The following is a 15,133-nucleotide window of genomic DNA, read 5'->3' on the forward strand; positions in this document are numbered from 1 at the left end:
ACCGCGCCCGCCGCCAGCGCTTCGCTTGTCACCGCGCCTTCCGCCAGCGCTTCGCTCGTCACCGCTCCGTACGCCAGCGCTTCCCTCGTCACGGCTCCTTTCCCTAGCGCTCCACTCGTTACGGCGCCTGCCGCCAGGGCCTTACTCGTCACGGCTCCGCTTGCCAGCGCTTCGCTCGTTACGGCGTCTTCCGCGAGCGCTTCGCTCGTCACCGATCCATTCGCCAGCGCATCCCTCGTCACGGCTCCGCTCGCCAGAACATCCCTCGTCACGGCACCTTCCGCCAGAGCATCCCTCGTTACGGCGCCTGCCGTCAGCGCTTCGCTCGTCACCGAACCTGCCGCCAGCGCCTCACTCGTCACCGAGCCCGCCGCCAGCGCTTTGTTGGTTACGGCGCCTGCGACCAGCGCTTTACTTGTCACCGAGTCTACCGCCAGCTTCTCGTTCGTCACCGAACCGGCCGCCAGCGCTTCCCTCGTTACCGCCCCACTCGCAAGCGCTTCACTCGTCACTGAGCCGCTCGCCAGCGCCTTGCTCGTCACGGCTCCGCTCGCCAATGCTTCGGTCGTCACGGCGCCTTCCGCCAGCGTTTCCCTGGTCACAGCCCCCTCCGACAATGCATCTCCCGTCACGGCTCCGCTCGCCAGTGTCTCGCTCGTCACCACGCCTTTCGCCAAATGCTGCTGCTTAACGGAACCCGCCGCCAGATGGCGTCCTTCCACAGCGCTTGAGGCGAGATGAACGCCGCTAACCGCGCCTTCCTTCAAGTGGCTTCCGTTAACGCTCTGCTCGGCTATTTTAGCCGCCGTAATCGCGTTGTTCGCAATATGAACGGACTGTATGCTGAACGGCTGGATATGCTCGCTTTCTACGGCTCCGCGGGCGAGCTTTTTGCTCGTTACGCTGCTGTCGTTCAGTTTGGCTGTACTGACCGCATAATCCGTCAGTTTATCCGTCGAGACCGATTCCGTCGCAAGTTTGGATGTGGTGACGGCCTGATTCGCCAAGTGAGAAGTCAAAACCGCACCTTCGTCGATATGACGGCTTTCGACAGCTCTCCGGCCGATTTTCAATGATTTTATAGCTCCGTTCTCAATCAGCTCCTCCGTAATTTGAGCCGAACCGATATGGCTGGAACGAATTTCTCCCTCCGCGATATGAACCGATAGAACAGAACCGTCCGCCAAGTGTTCGGGACGAACCGATTTTTTAGCAAGCTCTCGGAAGCCCACCGCTTCTTCCGCCAACTGGGCGGAATCGACGGCGCCGGGAGCCAGCTTTTCCCGTGTCACGGAACCCGGTTTCAAATGTTCGCTCCCGATCACTCCGCCTCCGATATGTTGGTCCCCCACCGAACCTTTCGCCAAGTGGACGGCATTCACCGCTCCGGCGGAAAGTTTGTCGCCCGATACCGTTCCCGACACCAAATGGGATGCCGAAATGCTGGCCGGCGCTATTTTTTCCCCGGTCACCGCTTCATGCCGGAGCTTCTCGGTAGTTATCGCATCTTCGGCAAGCTTCGCCGAATTAATGACATAGTTGCCCAGATGGCGGGATTGGACGGCACCGCTTTTGATTTTATCCGAAGTCACGGCCTGATCTTCAAGCAGTTCAGGGGTTATGCTGGCTTCGGCCAAATGATGAGACTGGATCGAGTAAGGAGCGAACTTGGCCGCATCGATCGTCCCGTCGGCAAGCTTTTCGACCGTGATGCTTTTATCCGCGATCTTATCGCTGGTGATCGAACGGATCTGGATATGATCGCCGTTCACGATGCCATAAGCCAGATGCTCGCGGAGCACGGCACCGGGAGCGAGTTTCTCGCTGGTTACACTGCCGTCGGCCAGTTTCGAGCGCTCAACCGAAAAGTCCTGAAGGGAGCGTGTACCGATACTGTTCGGCTTCATTTTCGACTCGTCGATGGCGCGGCTGGCGATTTTCTCACCTGTAACGGCGGCTTCCACAATATCGTCGGTATACACGACACCTTCGCTGCCGCGTTCTTCTTTACGCTCCGACAAAAGCAGCAGCGGCGAACCGTTTTTACCGGTTTTGACGGTGTCCGGCTGGGCTTGACGGTTTGAATTGCCGATATCTTCCGGAGCTTTTTGTGCTTCTAAAGTTTTCGGTACTTCCGGAACCTTTCGGGCTTCCGGGGCTGCCGGAGCTTCTAAAGCTTCCGGAACATCGGAAGCCACGACTGCTTCATCGTCGTCCTCTTCACTTATCGAGTGGTCTTCGGCCGTATCGTGCACTAGCAAAGATTCTTCGAAATCCTCCGGCATTTCTTCGCCGGCATAGATATCCTCGTCTTGCACAAGCTCAGCGGCAACCGACTTGATCGCGCTTTTTTCCTGAGCGGCGGATGCGGATGCCTTCGCAATACCTTTTCCGTCCGATTCCGTATGCTTTCCTCCGCCGGCAGCTCCTTCGGCTTTCGCCCTGAGGAGACCCTGAGGCTTTGGCCGCTCGGCTTTACGGAGCGCTTCGGCTTCCGCTTTGGATATGACGGCATCTTCACGCTCTTTCTTCTTCTTCGGATCCTCATCCAGCCAGCGCAACTCATTCATGCTCGCATTGTATTTACTGGAGGCCGGACGCTGCGCGCCTCCCGCCGGGTTTTTCTTTTTTTTCATTCCCATCTCCCTTTCCGGTTCTTCTCCCTCCTGTATCCTATGCAGCGTTCCGCTCCGGTGTTTATGCCTATTTATGAAAAAAAAAGGCGCGGACACGGTCCGGCCCCGATCACCTATTTTTTTCAGGGCAGCAGATCGTAAAAAGCCCGCTGTCTCTCCGCCATTTTCTCCCACGTGTACAGCTCCGCCACCCGCTCCAGGCAGCGCTGGCCCATCTGCCGCCTCAGCTCGTCGTCGGCCAGAAGCCGGGAGATGGCCTGCGCCAGTTCCGCTTCCACCGACTGGAGGGGCACCAGCAGCCCCGTCGTTTCGTGGAGAACAATCTCGGGAATTCCTCCGACACGCGTGGCGACAACCGGCACACCCGAGGACATCGCCTCCACGTTGACGAGGCCGAACGCTTCGATCCGCATCGAAGGAACGGCGACGACATCGGCGAGACGGAACCAGGCCGGGATCGCATCGTGCGACACGTAAGGAATGAAGCGGATGTGGTCCGGATACGGGGCCGCCAGCCTTTTCAGCTTCCTGACGTAAGCGGTCTGTCTCGTGCTGCCGTAGCCCGCCCCTCCGATGACGAGCAGCGCCGCATCCGGATGAGCGGCAAACACGGCGGGCATCGCGCGCAGAAGCTGCTCGACGCCCTTCATCGGCATAAGCCGTCCGGCGAAGACAATCACTTTGCGTCCCGACAGCCCCAGGGACGCCAGCATTTCCTGCCGGGCTTCCTCGTGAAACATCCGGGGAGCGAAAATAGACGGGTCCGCTCCCAACGGATTCACCATAACCTTATTGGCAACAGAAGGCGCGCGCCGGATAACCTCCTGGCGCAAATACTCGCTGTTGACGAAAATAAGGTCGGCGCAGCGGAGGCATTCGGCGACCTCTTTGCGTCCGATGTGAGGCTTCGATATGAACGTGATCGATTGCAGCCCGAGGCAAATGGTCGCCCGCTTCATCCGCTTCCGTAAATAACGGACGAACCGGGGACGATTCTCCACCTGAATAAGATCGGGCTTCATCGGTTTCAGCTTCCGGTAAACGGCCTCTATATACGAAAGGCCGCTCTTGTAGCTCGGCCGCACATAAGTGACCCCTCCGATCTGCTCTCTTGCCGGTCTGCGTCTCGTTCTTCTGCCCAATACGGTGACCTGCGCCGCCTCACTGAGCCGGTCCGCCAGCCGCTCCACCACATGCTCGACCGAACTGCTGGTACCGGAAGGAACGGCGAACGATCCCGGCGACACAATAGCAATGGATGAGATGTTCATCATTCATCTTCCTCTCTTAGGGGTGAATCCGCACGACAGTACCTATCGGAACGACGCGGGACAGCGCCAGCACATCCTTGTTTTGCATTCTTATACAGCCGTGGGAAGAACGCTTTCCGATGGAAGAGGGATCGTTGGTTCCATGGATGCCGTAATGCTTCTTCGACAAGCCCATCCAGAGAACCCCGAAGGGTCCGCCGGGATTCGGCTCCTTGTTGACGATGGTGAACGTTCCTTCCGGAGTACTCGTTCCCACCTTTCCCACACCGACCGGATAAGTATTCACGGTATTGCCGTCATCGGATAACGTCAGGACGAATGTCGAGGTATTGATATCGATGCGATATGCCATCTTGTGACCTCCTTAGGTACGGCATCCAGACCTTCAAACCTGCTGTAAAACGCTCCTTCTACAGGATATGACGGCCGGACTCGCCGTGGTTGGGTAAATTGCCAATAGAAAAACACCCGCAGCCGGGTCCGCCTGCAAGCAATAGGCCGTACGAACCGGGGGAAGGGTGTCTTTTAAACCGTTCGGGAGGTCAGAAATCGAAGCCGAGCTCGCCGGCTGGACGTCAAAATCGTTCGTCCTCTGTCCGTAACGGACGACAACAACCGCGAGCCGGTCTTCGAAGATATCGACGGACGCTGGATTGCGGCCGGCCAAAAACTGAAATAAAACAGGGCCGCTATTGGGTTAGCGGCCCTGTTTTATCGTAAGATCCTACCGGCATGCCGGTGAAACGGACGTGTTCCTTGCCGACATACCGGTTCCTCGCACATGAGGTTACTTGATGCCCGACTGCATAAAGCTGTTCATAAACTGGCGCTGGAACAGCAGGAAGCCCGCCAGAAGCGGCGCAATCACGATCAGCGTCGCCGCGCTCACCTCGGCCCACTGCGCTCCGGTCTCGAACGATTGGGCGAAAATAGCCAGACCGACCGTCAGAGGACGGTTTTCTACCGAGTTCGTCACGATAAGCGGCCAGAGGAAATTGTTCCAGTGATAGCTGACCGATACGAGGGCAAAGGCGACGTAAGACGGCCGGGCAAGGGGCACATAGATGCGCCACAGGATCTGCCACTTCGTGCATCCCTCCATCACGGCTGCTTCATCCAGCTCGGGGGGAATCGTCTTGAACATCTGCCTCAGCAGAAAAATACCGAAAGCCGAAGCGAAATACGGAAGCATGATCCCCAGCTTCGTATCGAGCAGGCTCAGCTCCTTGAGCACGTTATAGTTCGGGAAAACGAGCACATCGGCCGGAATCATGATCTGCACGAGAAACAGCATGAATACAAATTCTTTGCCTTTGAAATTCAGCCGGGCGAACGCGAAGGCCGCCATCGTAACGGTGAGCAGCTGAACGACCAGAATGCCCCCGGTGATGAGCAGCGTGTTGCCGTAGTACAGCCCGAACGGGGCGGCCGACCAGACATGCCGGAAATGCTCCAGCGTAAAATCCCACGACAATGTGGGATTGATCACGGAATCTTTGGGCCGGAATGCGGTCCACAGCATCCAGACTAGTGGTACGATCCAGACGAGCGCGACGAGAAACATAAGCGCATTCAGCCAGAAATCGAGGGTCAGCGGTCCGCGTGCAAACAGCCTGCGTCTGGCGGATGCGGGCTTTGCCGTCCCGTCCCGGCGCGAAGCTTCGGGTGCCGCTGTCCCGGCGGTTGTGGAAGTCATGAGTTCCACCCTCCTTTTTTAGCGCGAAATTAACGGTAATGAATGTTCTTGTCCAGTCCGAAATACTGGAGCGCCGCAAGCGCCATCAGCAGAACGATCATCACCATCGTCAAAGCCGAGGCCAGCCCCTGATCCCAGAAGCTGAAAGCCGTATCGTAAATATAGAAAAGAAGAAGGTTGCTTGCGTTGTCGGGTCCGCCCTTGGTCATGATGAACAGGTGATCGACCAGCTTGAACGAATTCGTCAAAGCCACGATCATGACAAACAGCGTCGTCGGCATAAGGAGCGGAAACGTAATTTTACGAAAAACGGTCCAGCGTCCGACCCCGTCCATTTCGGCGGATTCGTACAAGTCCTTCGGAATATTCTGCAGGCCAGCGAGATAGAAAATCATCAGATATCCCGCTTCTTTCCAGACGATCATCGCAATCATCGCCCACATGACCGTGTCCTGGCTTCCCAGAATATTGACCGCCTGGGATTGCCCCAGCCAGCCCATCGCTCTGCTGAGCAGCCCGTACTGCGGCGTATAAATGAACAGCCACACGTTGGCGATGGCGATCATCGGAATCATGTTCGGGTAAAAGAAAGCCGTGCGGACGAAACCTTTCGCCCGGAGCGCTTTATTGGCGAACGCCGCCATGACCAGCGCGAGCGCAATGGCCGTCGGCACCGTGCCCAGCGCAAACCAGACGTTGTTGCGGAGTACTTTCCAGAAGACGGCATCTTCCGCCATGTGCTTGTAATTGTCGAGACCCGCGAAAATCGGCTGCGGCGTAGCCAGATCAGCCTGATAGAAGCTTAAGATCAGCGTCTTGAGCATCGGATAAAACGTAAAAAGAATAAGAAACACCAGCGACGGCAGCAGAAGCAGCCACGCAAACCCGTTTTCTTTCCAAACCGCGACTTTCCCGGTCATTGTCTTCCCTCCCTGCGGTTTCCGGCCGGTTGAATAAAGAATCGGCAGAGCCATAGGAGACCCTGCCGACCGCATTTACGCTCCGGCCCGCTTACTTGTTGAACGGCGCCAGCGCCTTGTCCGCTTCTTCCTGAGCTTTTTTCAGCGCAGCCGCCGGTTCCGCCGCACCGGTAAGCACCGCCTGAAGCTGATCGCTCAGCGCCTTGGACACTTTACCGTTGTTGTGCGTGGACAGCTCGGCTGCCGCATACTGGAGCTGATCGCGGGCGACAAGCGCCGGCGGGAACTCCGCTACGTACTTTTTCATCACATCGGTTTCATAAGCGGACTTGCGCACGCCCACGTAGCCGGTTTCGATGCTCCATTTGGCTGCACGCTCAGGCTCCGTCATAAACTTGACGAACTTCCAAGCCGCTTCCTGCTTTTTCTTGTCGATGTCTTTGAAAATGTAGAAGTTGCCGCCGCCCGTCGGGCTGCCGTACGATTTCTTCTGCGGCAGGAACGTCACGCCGAAATCGAACTTCGCGTTTTTCTTCACATTCGTCAGGTTGCCTGTCGTGTGATACATCATCGCGGTTTTACCGGCGATAAAGTCGGACGGCACCGTTGCCCATTCCGTTACGCCTTCCGGCATAATTTTGTCCTTGCGGGCCATGTCGGCCCAGAATTGAAGCCCTTCGGCGTTTTCTTTTGTATCGAAAAAGACTTTCTTTCCGTCTTCGCTCATCAGGTTCTTGCCGTTTTGCAGGGAGAACGTCTGCATCATCCAGTAAGCGAAACCCGATACCGGAATTTCAAGCCCCCAGCGGCCTTCCTTCTTCAGCTTCTTGCCGTATTCGGCCATCTCTTCCCATGTAGTCGGCGGCTTGTTCGGATCGAGACCCGCTTCCTTGAACATGTCCTTGTTGTAGTAAAGCACGATCGTGCTGCGCTGGAACGGGACGCTGTACGTTTTGCCGCCCGTCTGGGAGTTGGCCAGGAAAGCCGGGTAGAAATCCGACAGCCAGCTCTTGTCTTCTTTGGCGATAAATTCGTCCAGCGGAATGATCGCATTCATATCCAGCAGGCTGTAAAGTTCCGTCGACAGGTTAACCGCTACGTCCGGAGGCGTTTTACCCTGTACGCCCGCCTGTGTTTTCACGGTCGTATCCGCGTAGCTTCCGGTGTACACCGGCTTCACGGTGATATCCGGGTTTTCTTTTGTAAAATCGGCCGCCATCGCTTCGATCGTTGCCGTCAGAGGGCCGCCTACGGCGATCGGGTAGTAGAACGTCAGCTCGGTTTTCTCTTTGGGCTTATCCGTTCCCGCCCCCGGGGTGGTGCTTGCGCTCGTTTCCGCTTGAGGCTTAGCGCAGCCCGCCATCAAACTTGCCGTAAGCAGTGTCAACACACTCATTTTCGCGATTGTCCGCATTGGATAGTCTCCCCCAAATAAAATGATTTCGGTTTTTGCAGTTCGCCGTGCTTGTCCCCAATGTAACACTCCATTTCCACCGCTGCGTTAACGTTATGTAATGGGGATGTTAAATATTTCTTCGTCGGAAGGCTTCGTGAACGCCTCCAGTGTCGGTACGATCCAGTCCGGCATGACCGTCCCCGCTCTCACCTCCTCCAAAGTCGCCGCGCCCGTCAGCACGAGCGCGGTGCGCATGCCGCTGGCAAGGCCCAGCCGGATGTCCGTCTCCAGACGGTCGCCGACCATGACGCACCGGTCCGCGGTCTTGCGGGCCCTGCGGAGAGCGACCTGCGCGTAGTGCAGCGACGGCTTGCCCGCGACGACCGACGCGCGGACGCCCGAGGCCGCTTCAATCGCGGCCGTCATGGCCCCGGTGTCGGGCAGCTCGTCGCCTTCCACCGGACAGAACGTGTCCGGGTTGCAGGCGATGAGCTCCGCCCCGGACCGCAGCGCCCTGGACGCGGCGTGAAGCTTCGCATAGTCGAAGCGCCGGTCCATGCCGACGACCACGTGCGTCGCCTCCAGCGGCGTCCGCACGACGCGGATGTTCCGCGCGTCCAGCTCCGCGATCAGCGCTTCCTCGCCGACGGCGAGCACCCGGGCCTGCGGGGCTTGTTCCGCCAGGTAGGCGGCGGCAGCCGCCGCTGCCGTCACGACCTGCTCGTCGCGGACGGCAAGACCCAGCCCCCGCAGGCGGCGGCCGCAGTCCGCGGCCGTCTGCGTCGTGGTGTTGGTCAGGAAGCCGACCGTCTTGCCGGCTTCCTCCAGAGAGCGGAGCAGCTCCGCCGCTCCGGGAAGCAGGCGTCCTCCGAGGAAGATCGTCCCGTCGAGATCAAAAAAATAAGCTTCTGCATCGTTCCATTCTGTCAGGCCCCGCAAGCGTTTTTCCTCCTTGAACACCTCACCGGCCGGGAAGAAGACAACCCAAAAAACCCTTCATCCAATACGCACCCGGAACAGGAAACGACCGCACAACCGGAGCCCGTCAGTTAACGGAACTTCCGTCGTGCCATGCCCTGCGGCGAATATTGCATAAAGGGTTTTCTCCTCATCTCAACCCTTACCGATTCAGTTGGTTCTCTCTTTACTTCTACTTTATCCGCGAAGTGTTTGCTCTGTATGAACGCGATTTTAAAGATTTGTAAAGATAACGGACGCCGGCCGCAAGACTTGCAGAACCTCCTGCGAAATTACCGGACAACCGCCTCATCCTTACGCGGCCGCTTCGTTTCCTTCACCCACAGAGCCCGGCTGCCCATGGAAACCGCCGCAGCCCCCGCCTGTAAAGCCGTTTCAATCTCTTCATGGTGGTGGATCAACCCTCCCGCTATGACCGGCACGCTCAGCCTTTCGCTGACCTCCGTAATAACGCGCGGTATCAGCCCCGGCATAATCTCCACGGCGTCGGGTCCGCTCTGCTGGACGTTGGCGATGCCGTTCTCCAGAGCCGCCGAATCGATCAGGAACAAGCGCTGAACGGCCGCCAGGCCATTCTTTTTAGCATGCTTGATCAGATGCGTTTTCGTGGAAATAATACCGGTCGGCCTGACTTTCTCGGCCAAATATTTAATAATGATGGGATCGCTTCCGAGCCCGGCTATAAAATCGACGTGCAAAAACACCTTTTTGCCGCTGTCGATCACCTGCTTCACATAATCCTGAACGGTGAACAAATCACCGACCAGCAGAAAAACAACCGGCAGGTCGCTTGCGCACGCCAGTTTCAAATCCTCCGAATGCCGGACGGCCGCGATGATGCGTCTCGGTCCCAGATTGCCGATTCCTTTATCCATAGTCACCCTTCTTTCTTCCGTCCCCTTAATCGTAGCCGCACCCTGTTTCCCCAGTATTAACGCCGTGTTTTTCCCCTGTAAAATCAGCCGGAATTTTTTTGTATCCGTTTCCAGTTTCTCCTATTGCCACTATTCCTCTTTTTATCTATACTGAACGATGTACCATTTTACAAAAACTTAATAGCAAGTTCCTCATCCATTCTCGATGAGGTAGAGGTTGCGGGTGCTAGGAGTATGCCGGGGGAGACGAGAGAGACGTCAGCGAAGCCGGGAGAAAGGAGCAGCCGCCGAAATTCGGGCCGTTTCTCTTGCGTCCGGATTGGGTCCGTTCCCGAACAGGGGCGGAACTGTCACTGCTGCCCTTCCAAGCAGCGGTGTTGCGCTATCTTCATGGAAAGGCGAGATAGAAGCAGCAGCCGCGAAAACTCCTTTTCGGGGCTCTTTGTGTTTTCCTCTTAATTAACCGGCGGTTAGCGCAGCGGCAAGAAACAAATTTATTCACAGAGGTGTTCCTTATGAAACAACCGAACTCCGGTTCCGAGACTACGGAACTTAAGCGCGGCCTTAAAGCCAGACATTTGACCATGATTTCGCTTGGCGGTTCCATCGGAACCGGACTCTTCCTGGCCAGCGGCGGAGCGATTCATTCCGCAGGTCCCGGCGGCGCTTTAATCGCTTACGCGGCCATCGGCATCATGGTTTACTTTCTCATGACTAGCCTCGGGGAGCTGTCGGCCTACATGCCGGTATCCGGCTCCTTCTCCACTTACGCTTCCCGGTTCGTCGATCCGGCGCTGGGATTCGCGCTCGGCTGGAACTACTGGTTCAACTGGGCCATTACGATTGCCGCCGAGCTTTCCGCGGCCACGCTCATTATGAAATTCTGGCTGCCCGACAGTCCCTCCATTCTATGGAGTCTGCTGTTCCTGGTGCTGATGTTCTCCCTGAATTACATGTCTGTCCGCGGCTACGGGGAGTCCGAATACTGGTTTGCCCTGATTAAAATCGTGACCGTCATCGTATTCATCACCGTCGGGATTTTGATGATTTTCGGCATTATCGGCGGCGAGTCCGTCGGGTTCAGCAACTTTACGCTGGGAGACGCTCCCGTCAGCGGCGGATTTATGGCCGTGCTCGGCGTGTTCATGGCCGCGGGCTTCTCGTTCCAGGGGACAGAGCTTGTCGGCGTGGCGGCCGGCGAAAGCGAGAACCCGCGCGAGAACGTGCCCAAAGCGATCCGCACCATTTTCTGGCGCATCCTGCTGTTCTATATTTTCGCCATCTTCATCATCGGCCTGCTCATTCCTTACACGAGCGACAACCTGATCAGCGGCGACGTCGAAAATATCGCGATCAGCCCGTTCACCCTCGTGTTCGAGAAAGCCGGCCTGGCGTTCGCCGCCTCCGTCATGAACGCCGTCATCCTGACGTCCGTTCTGTCCGCCGGCAACTCCGGCATGTACGCGTCCACGCGGATGATCTGGACGCTTGCCCGCGAAGGCAAAGCGCCGCGCTTCCTCGGGAGGCTCGACAAGCGCGGCGTGCCGGTGGTCGCTCTGATCGCGACGGCAGCCGTGGGCATGTTCGCTTTCCTCGCCTCCATGTTCGGCGACGGGGTCGTGTACATCTGGCTGCTCAACGCCTCCGGCATGTGCGGGTTCATCGCCTGGCTCGGCATCGCCGTCAGCCACTACCGCTTCCGGCGCGCCTATAAAGCGCAAGGCCGCGACCTGCGCGATCTGCCGTACCTGGCGAAATGGTTCCCGTTCGGCCCCATCTTCGCCCTGGTCGTCTGTATCGTCGTGATCCTCGGCCAAAACTACTCGGCGATCTCGGAAAGCGGCGTGGATTGGGCCGGCCTGATCGCCTCCTATATCGGAATTCCGCTTTTCCTGATCGTCTGGATCGCTTATAAAGTCAAGAAGAAAACGAAAGTTCTCCGCCTCGAAGAATGTCGTTTCGACGATTAAGCGCGGCGGCGCGCATAAACAAAGAACCTCCCGGTCCGTTAAGGACCGGGAGGTTCTTTGTTGTGTCAAGCATTTCGCCGCCCGCTTACATGTTGATATTGCCGACGTTGGCTTTAACGACAATCTCGTCGAATTTGGCGTCGGACGATTTTTTCTTCGACAGGACCGTTCCGAGAATTGCGCCCAGGAATCCGAGGGGAATGGAGATGATGCCCGGGTTCGTCAGCGGGAACAACGGCGTGCCCACGAAGATGGCTTTGCCCGCTTCCGGACTCCATACGCTCGGGCTCAGGGCCACAAGCACCAGGGAAGAGACCAGGCCGACGAGCATGCCCGTTACCGCACCCGCCGTGTTGAAGCGCCGCCAGAAGACGGTGAACAGGATGACCGGCAGATTGGAGCTGGCCGCGATCGCGAAGGCGACGGACACGAGGAACGCGACGTTCAGCTTGGATGCGGCCAGCGACAAGATGATCGACAGGATGGAGACGCCGACGGACGCCCAGCGGGCTACCTTCATCTGCTCGGACTCCGTGGCTTTTCCCTTGCGTACGATATGGCTGTAGAAGTCATGCGCGAACGCGGAAGCGGCGGAGAGAACCAGACCGGTGACCACGGCCAGAATCGTCGCGAACGCGACGGCCGCGATAAAGGCGAAGAAGAAATCTCCGCCGAGTGCCCGGGCCAGTAGAGGCGCCGCCATGTTGCCACCCTTATCTTCCGCGATGATGTTATCGTATCCGACAAACGCGGCCGCACCGAAGCCGAGGAACAGCGTCAGCACGTAGAAAATGCCGATGATCCAGGTTGCGTACACGACGGAGCTGCGCGCGGTCGGAGCGTCCTTCACCGTGAAGAAGCGGATCAGAATGTGCGGCAGACCGGCCGTACCCAGCACAAGCGCCAGGTTAAGCGAGAGCGTGTCGAGCGGAATTTTATACTTATTGCCGGGGTCCAGAAACTTCTCTTTGAGAGGAGTAACGGCTTTCAGCTGATCGAACATTTCGGTGACGCTGAAGTTAAACTTCGAGAACACGACAATCGAAAGAATAAAAGTTCCGCCCATCAGCAGCACGGCTTTGACGATCTGCACCCACGAAGTGGCGGTCATCCCGCCGAATACGACGTAAACGGTCATCAGCAGGCCCACAATCAGCACGGACGTCGTGAAATCGAGTCCCAGCAGCAGCTTGATGAGCGCCCCCGCGCCCACGAGCTGCGCGATCATATAGAAGGTGGAGATCGTGATCGTATTTAAGGCCGCCACACCGCGGATTTTCTTTTCGTTGAAACGGGCGGCAATCATATCCGCCACCGTATATTTCCCGAGATTGCGGAGAGGCTCCGCTACGAGGTAGAGAACGACCAGATACGCGACCAGAAACCCGATGCTGTAAAAGAACCCGTCAAAGCCGGCCAGCGCGATCGTACCCGCGATTCCCAGGAAGGAAGCGGCGGACATGTAATCACCGGCGATAGCCAGACCGTTCTGCCAGCCCGTCAGTCCTCCGCCCGCCGTATAGAACTCATCGGTGGAGTTGGTTTTTTTGGCCGCAAAATAGGTAATCAGAAGCGTGATCGCCACGATGCCCAGAAATAACCAGAATGCCGTCAAATTCACTTGACTTCCCTCCAATTATGAGAAATGAGATCAGCCTTTCATTTGCTGCCGGATTTGCTGTACCATCACATCGAATTTAGCGGCCCGGCGCGAGTAAAGGATACATAGCACCCAAGTCATGATAAACTGCGCAAAAGCGAATACCCACGCCCAGGAGACGGAACCGAATGCAGGGGCGTTAAGCACGGTGGTGTAAGAGGTGAGAATCGGGAGCGTAAAATAAAAGGCAAAGAAGAACAGGGAAAGCGGTAAAATGAATTGTCTTTTTCGTTTCAATAACGTTTGGAACTGACTGGACTGCGCAATTTCCGTGTAATTGAGCTCCTTGGCTCGCTTTTTCATTAGCTTCCTCCTCCTAATTTTGTTTCCTCCACATGGTAAGCGCTTTCATTAAATCCAACCTTATTATATATAACCTTTACATTTTGTACCAGTTATTTTTTCGCTAGCTCCCCCGCTTCAGCGCTTCTTTATTCTCCCTGAAAAAATTCCTTCTACTATAAGCAGCTGAAGCGCATACAGGCCGAGCCAACCGCCGCTGCCCAGAAAGAGCGGATTCAGAAACACCTTATGCACGCTTGTCATAAAAACCGTGTTGTTTACGAGAATCTCCGCCACGGTTACCCCCGTAATCCCTGAAAAAAGCACAAGTGCCGCGTAAGCCAATGCATCTATAATAAATTTGGCCCCGGCCACTTTATTTTGAAGCCAAACGAGCAGCCACGGAACGACAACAACCGTTCCCCACACCAAACCGGACATAGGTTTTCCTCCTTTTTTTAATCAGCTTGCGCAGCCTTGATCCGAATCATACCTGTCTGCCCGAGGATAATGGCACGGTCCCGGCGAAAAGCCGCGTTTGGGGCTGTTGAGCGCCCGAAAACGCCGGGTCGCGGCAATTGTCAAAACGTTCATTCTATGGCAAGATAAAACGAAGACTATAGTCAACGTACAGATAGGAGCATTGAACTAAGCATGAAACCATTGTTTCGACTTATGACGGAACTCTCATCCCGCAAATGGATTTCCCGGATGACCGGTTCGTTTTCCAAATCTCCGCTCAGCCGCTCCCTTATTCCGTGGTTTGCCAAGTCTTACGGCATTCCGGTAGAAGAAGCCGAGAAGGCAATCGGGGAATACGCCACACTCAACGAGTTCTTCACCCGCCGCCTGAAGCCCGGACTCCGTCCGGTCGATACGGACCCGGCCGCGCTTGTCAGCCCGGTGGACGCCGTTATTACCGGCTACGGTCCCGTAGAGGCGGGCCGCATGCTCAGCGTCAAGGGGCAGGATTACACCGTCGAGGAGCTGCTCAACCGCTCCCCTCGTACGATCAATTACGAGAAGGGCTTTTTTATGGTGCTTTATTTAAGCCCGACGGACTATCACCGTATCCACTCTCCGGTTACCGGCGAGATATTGGAGAAAGAACATGTTCCGGGCAAGGTGTATCCCGTGAACGAATTCGGCCTGCGCCACATGACACGCGTGCTCAGCCGCAACGAGCGTCTCATCACCGTGATGGAGCATGAAGCCGGGGAGATTGCCGTCGTCAAAGTCGGCGCGCTCAACGTCAGCTCCATTCAGTATGTGGAAGGCCTTCCGTCTCACCTGCAGGCGGGCGACGACCTCGCTTATTTCGAATTCGGCTCGACCGTTGTGCTCGTCACTGAGAACGGCATCCTGACACCGCGCTCCGATCTCCAGGTGGGCAGCAAAGTCCGCATGGGCGAACGGATCGGTACGCTTAAGCAATCTACACACTAGCTT

Annotated in this window: 13 protein-coding genes and 1 riboswitch; of the genes, 2 read left to right on the plus strand and 11 right to left on the minus strand. The window is 56.9% G+C overall.

Features of this window, described 5'->3' with window-relative positions; translation table 11 throughout:
- The 8 genes from HMPREF1207_RS29705 to HMPREF1207_RS07130 all read right to left on the minus strand — a co-directional run.
- A partial coding sequence (locus HMPREF1207_RS29705) for a hypothetical protein (protein ID WP_016423543.1) occupies positions 1-2,636 on the minus strand: 2,636 nt, incomplete at its 3' end.
- Positions 2,637-2,758: 122 nt separating this feature from the next.
- Positions 2,759-3,910 carry a glycosyltransferase family 4 protein gene (locus tag HMPREF1207_RS07100; protein WP_009676397.1) on the minus strand — a complete coding sequence of 384 codons (1,152 nt, stop codon included), beginning with the start codon at positions 3,908-3,910 and terminating at the stop codon, positions 2,759-2,761.
- A 13-nt stretch (positions 3,911-3,923) separates the two neighbouring features.
- Entirely contained in the window at positions 3,924-4,259 is a 336-nt protein-coding gene (locus HMPREF1207_RS07105) for a L,D-transpeptidase (protein WP_009676389.1), read from the minus strand.
- Positions 4,260-4,694: 435 nt separating this feature from the next.
- Positions 4,695-5,471 (minus strand): carbohydrate ABC transporter permease, encoded by a 777-nt coding sequence (locus HMPREF1207_RS07110; RefSeq protein ID WP_170318717.1) that lies wholly within the window; start codon positions 5,469-5,471, stop codon positions 4,695-4,697.
- A 161-nt stretch (positions 5,472-5,632) separates the two neighbouring features.
- The gene (locus HMPREF1207_RS07115; protein ID WP_016423545.1) at positions 5,633-6,523 is read right to left on the minus strand and encodes a carbohydrate ABC transporter permease; all 891 of its coding nucleotides are present in this window, start codon (positions 6,521-6,523) and stop codon (positions 5,633-5,635) included.
- 91 nt (positions 6,524-6,614) lie between these two features.
- Positions 6,615-7,937 (minus strand): ABC transporter substrate-binding protein, encoded by a 1,323-nt coding sequence (locus tag HMPREF1207_RS07120; protein ID WP_009676391.1) that lies wholly within the window; start codon positions 7,935-7,937, stop codon positions 6,615-6,617.
- Between the two features lie 93 nt (positions 7,938-8,030).
- Positions 8,031-8,858, minus strand: a complete 828-nt coding sequence (locus HMPREF1207_RS07125; RefSeq protein ID WP_009676404.1) for an HAD-IIA family hydrolase — start codon at positions 8,856-8,858, stop codon at positions 8,031-8,033.
- Between the two features lie 311 nt (positions 8,859-9,169).
- A complete protein-coding gene (locus HMPREF1207_RS07130; protein ID WP_009676393.1) occupies positions 9,170-9,772 on the minus strand; it encodes a glycerol-3-phosphate responsive antiterminator in 603 nt (200 codons plus the stop codon).
- A gap of 203 nt (positions 9,773-9,975) precedes the next feature.
- A riboswitch (Lysine riboswitch) is annotated at positions 9,976-10,165 on the plus strand.
- Between the two features lie 122 nt (positions 10,166-10,287).
- On the opposite strand from HMPREF1207_RS07130, the gene HMPREF1207_RS07135 reads away from it, so the two are divergent.
- Entirely contained in the window at positions 10,288-11,742 is a 1,455-nt protein-coding gene (locus HMPREF1207_RS07135; RefSeq protein ID WP_009676400.1) for an amino acid permease, read from the plus strand.
- Positions 11,743-11,827: 85 nt separating this feature from the next.
- On the opposite strand, the gene HMPREF1207_RS07140 is transcribed toward HMPREF1207_RS07135, so the two are convergent.
- From HMPREF1207_RS07140 to HMPREF1207_RS07150, 3 genes are all read right to left on the minus strand, one after another.
- On the minus strand, positions 11,828-13,363 hold the full coding sequence (locus HMPREF1207_RS07140) for a solute symporter family protein (RefSeq protein ID WP_009676387.1): 1,536 nt from the start codon (positions 13,361-13,363) through the stop codon (positions 11,828-11,830).
- Between the two features lie 30 nt (positions 13,364-13,393).
- Positions 13,394-13,705 (minus strand): DUF485 domain-containing protein, encoded by a 312-nt coding sequence (locus tag HMPREF1207_RS07145; RefSeq protein ID WP_009676419.1) that lies wholly within the window; start codon positions 13,703-13,705, stop codon positions 13,394-13,396.
- A gap of 117 nt (positions 13,706-13,822) precedes the next feature.
- Positions 13,823-14,125 (minus strand): hypothetical protein, encoded by a 303-nt coding sequence (locus HMPREF1207_RS07150; protein WP_009676395.1) that lies wholly within the window; start codon positions 14,123-14,125, stop codon positions 13,823-13,825.
- Between the two features lie 213 nt (positions 14,126-14,338).
- On the opposite strand from HMPREF1207_RS07150, the gene asd reads away from it, so the two are divergent.
- Positions 14,339-15,130 (plus strand): archaetidylserine decarboxylase, encoded by a 792-nt coding sequence (gene asd, locus HMPREF1207_RS07155; protein ID WP_009676406.1) that lies wholly within the window; start codon positions 14,339-14,341, stop codon positions 15,128-15,130.
- Positions 15,131-15,133 lie beyond the last annotated feature (3 nt).

It is taken from the genome of Paenibacillus sp. HGH0039 (assembly GCF_000411255.1).
GTDB lineage: Bacteria > Bacillota > Bacilli > Paenibacillales > NBRC-103111 > Paenibacillus_F.

Coding starts and splice junctions, on each gene's coding strand:
- HMPREF1207_RS07100 (WP_009676397.1), bottom strand. CDS start 3,910: ATGATGAACATCTCATCCATTGCTATTGTGTCGCCGGGATCGTTCGCC.
- HMPREF1207_RS07105 (WP_009676389.1), bottom strand. CDS start 4,259: ATGGCATATCGCATCGATATCAATACCTCGACATTCGTCCTGACGTTA.
- HMPREF1207_RS07110 (WP_170318717.1), bottom strand. CDS start 5,471: ATGTTTCTCGTCGCGCTCGTCTGGATCGTACCACTAGTCTGGATGCTG.
- HMPREF1207_RS07115 (WP_016423545.1), bottom strand. CDS start 6,523: ATGACCGGGAAAGTCGCGGTTTGGAAAGAAAACGGGTTTGCGTGGCTG.
- HMPREF1207_RS07120 (WP_009676391.1), bottom strand. CDS start 7,937: ATGCGGACAATCGCGAAAATGAGTGTGTTGACACTGCTTACGGCAAGT.
- HMPREF1207_RS07130 (WP_009676393.1), bottom strand. CDS start 9,772: ATGGATAAAGGAATCGGCAATCTGGGACCGAGACGCATCATCGCGGCC.
- HMPREF1207_RS07135 (WP_009676400.1), top strand. CDS start 10,288: ATGAAACAACCGAACTCCGGTTCCGAGACTACGGAACTTAAGCGCGGC.
- HMPREF1207_RS07145 (WP_009676419.1), bottom strand. CDS start 13,705: ATGAAAAAGCGAGCCAAGGAGCTCAATTACACGGAAATTGCGCAGTCC.
- HMPREF1207_RS07150 (WP_009676395.1), bottom strand. CDS start 14,125: ATGTCCGGTTTGGTGTGGGGAACGGTTGTTGTCGTTCCGTGGCTGCTC.
- asd (WP_009676406.1), top strand. CDS start 14,339: ATGAAACCATTGTTTCGACTTATGACGGAACTCTCATCCCGCAAATGG.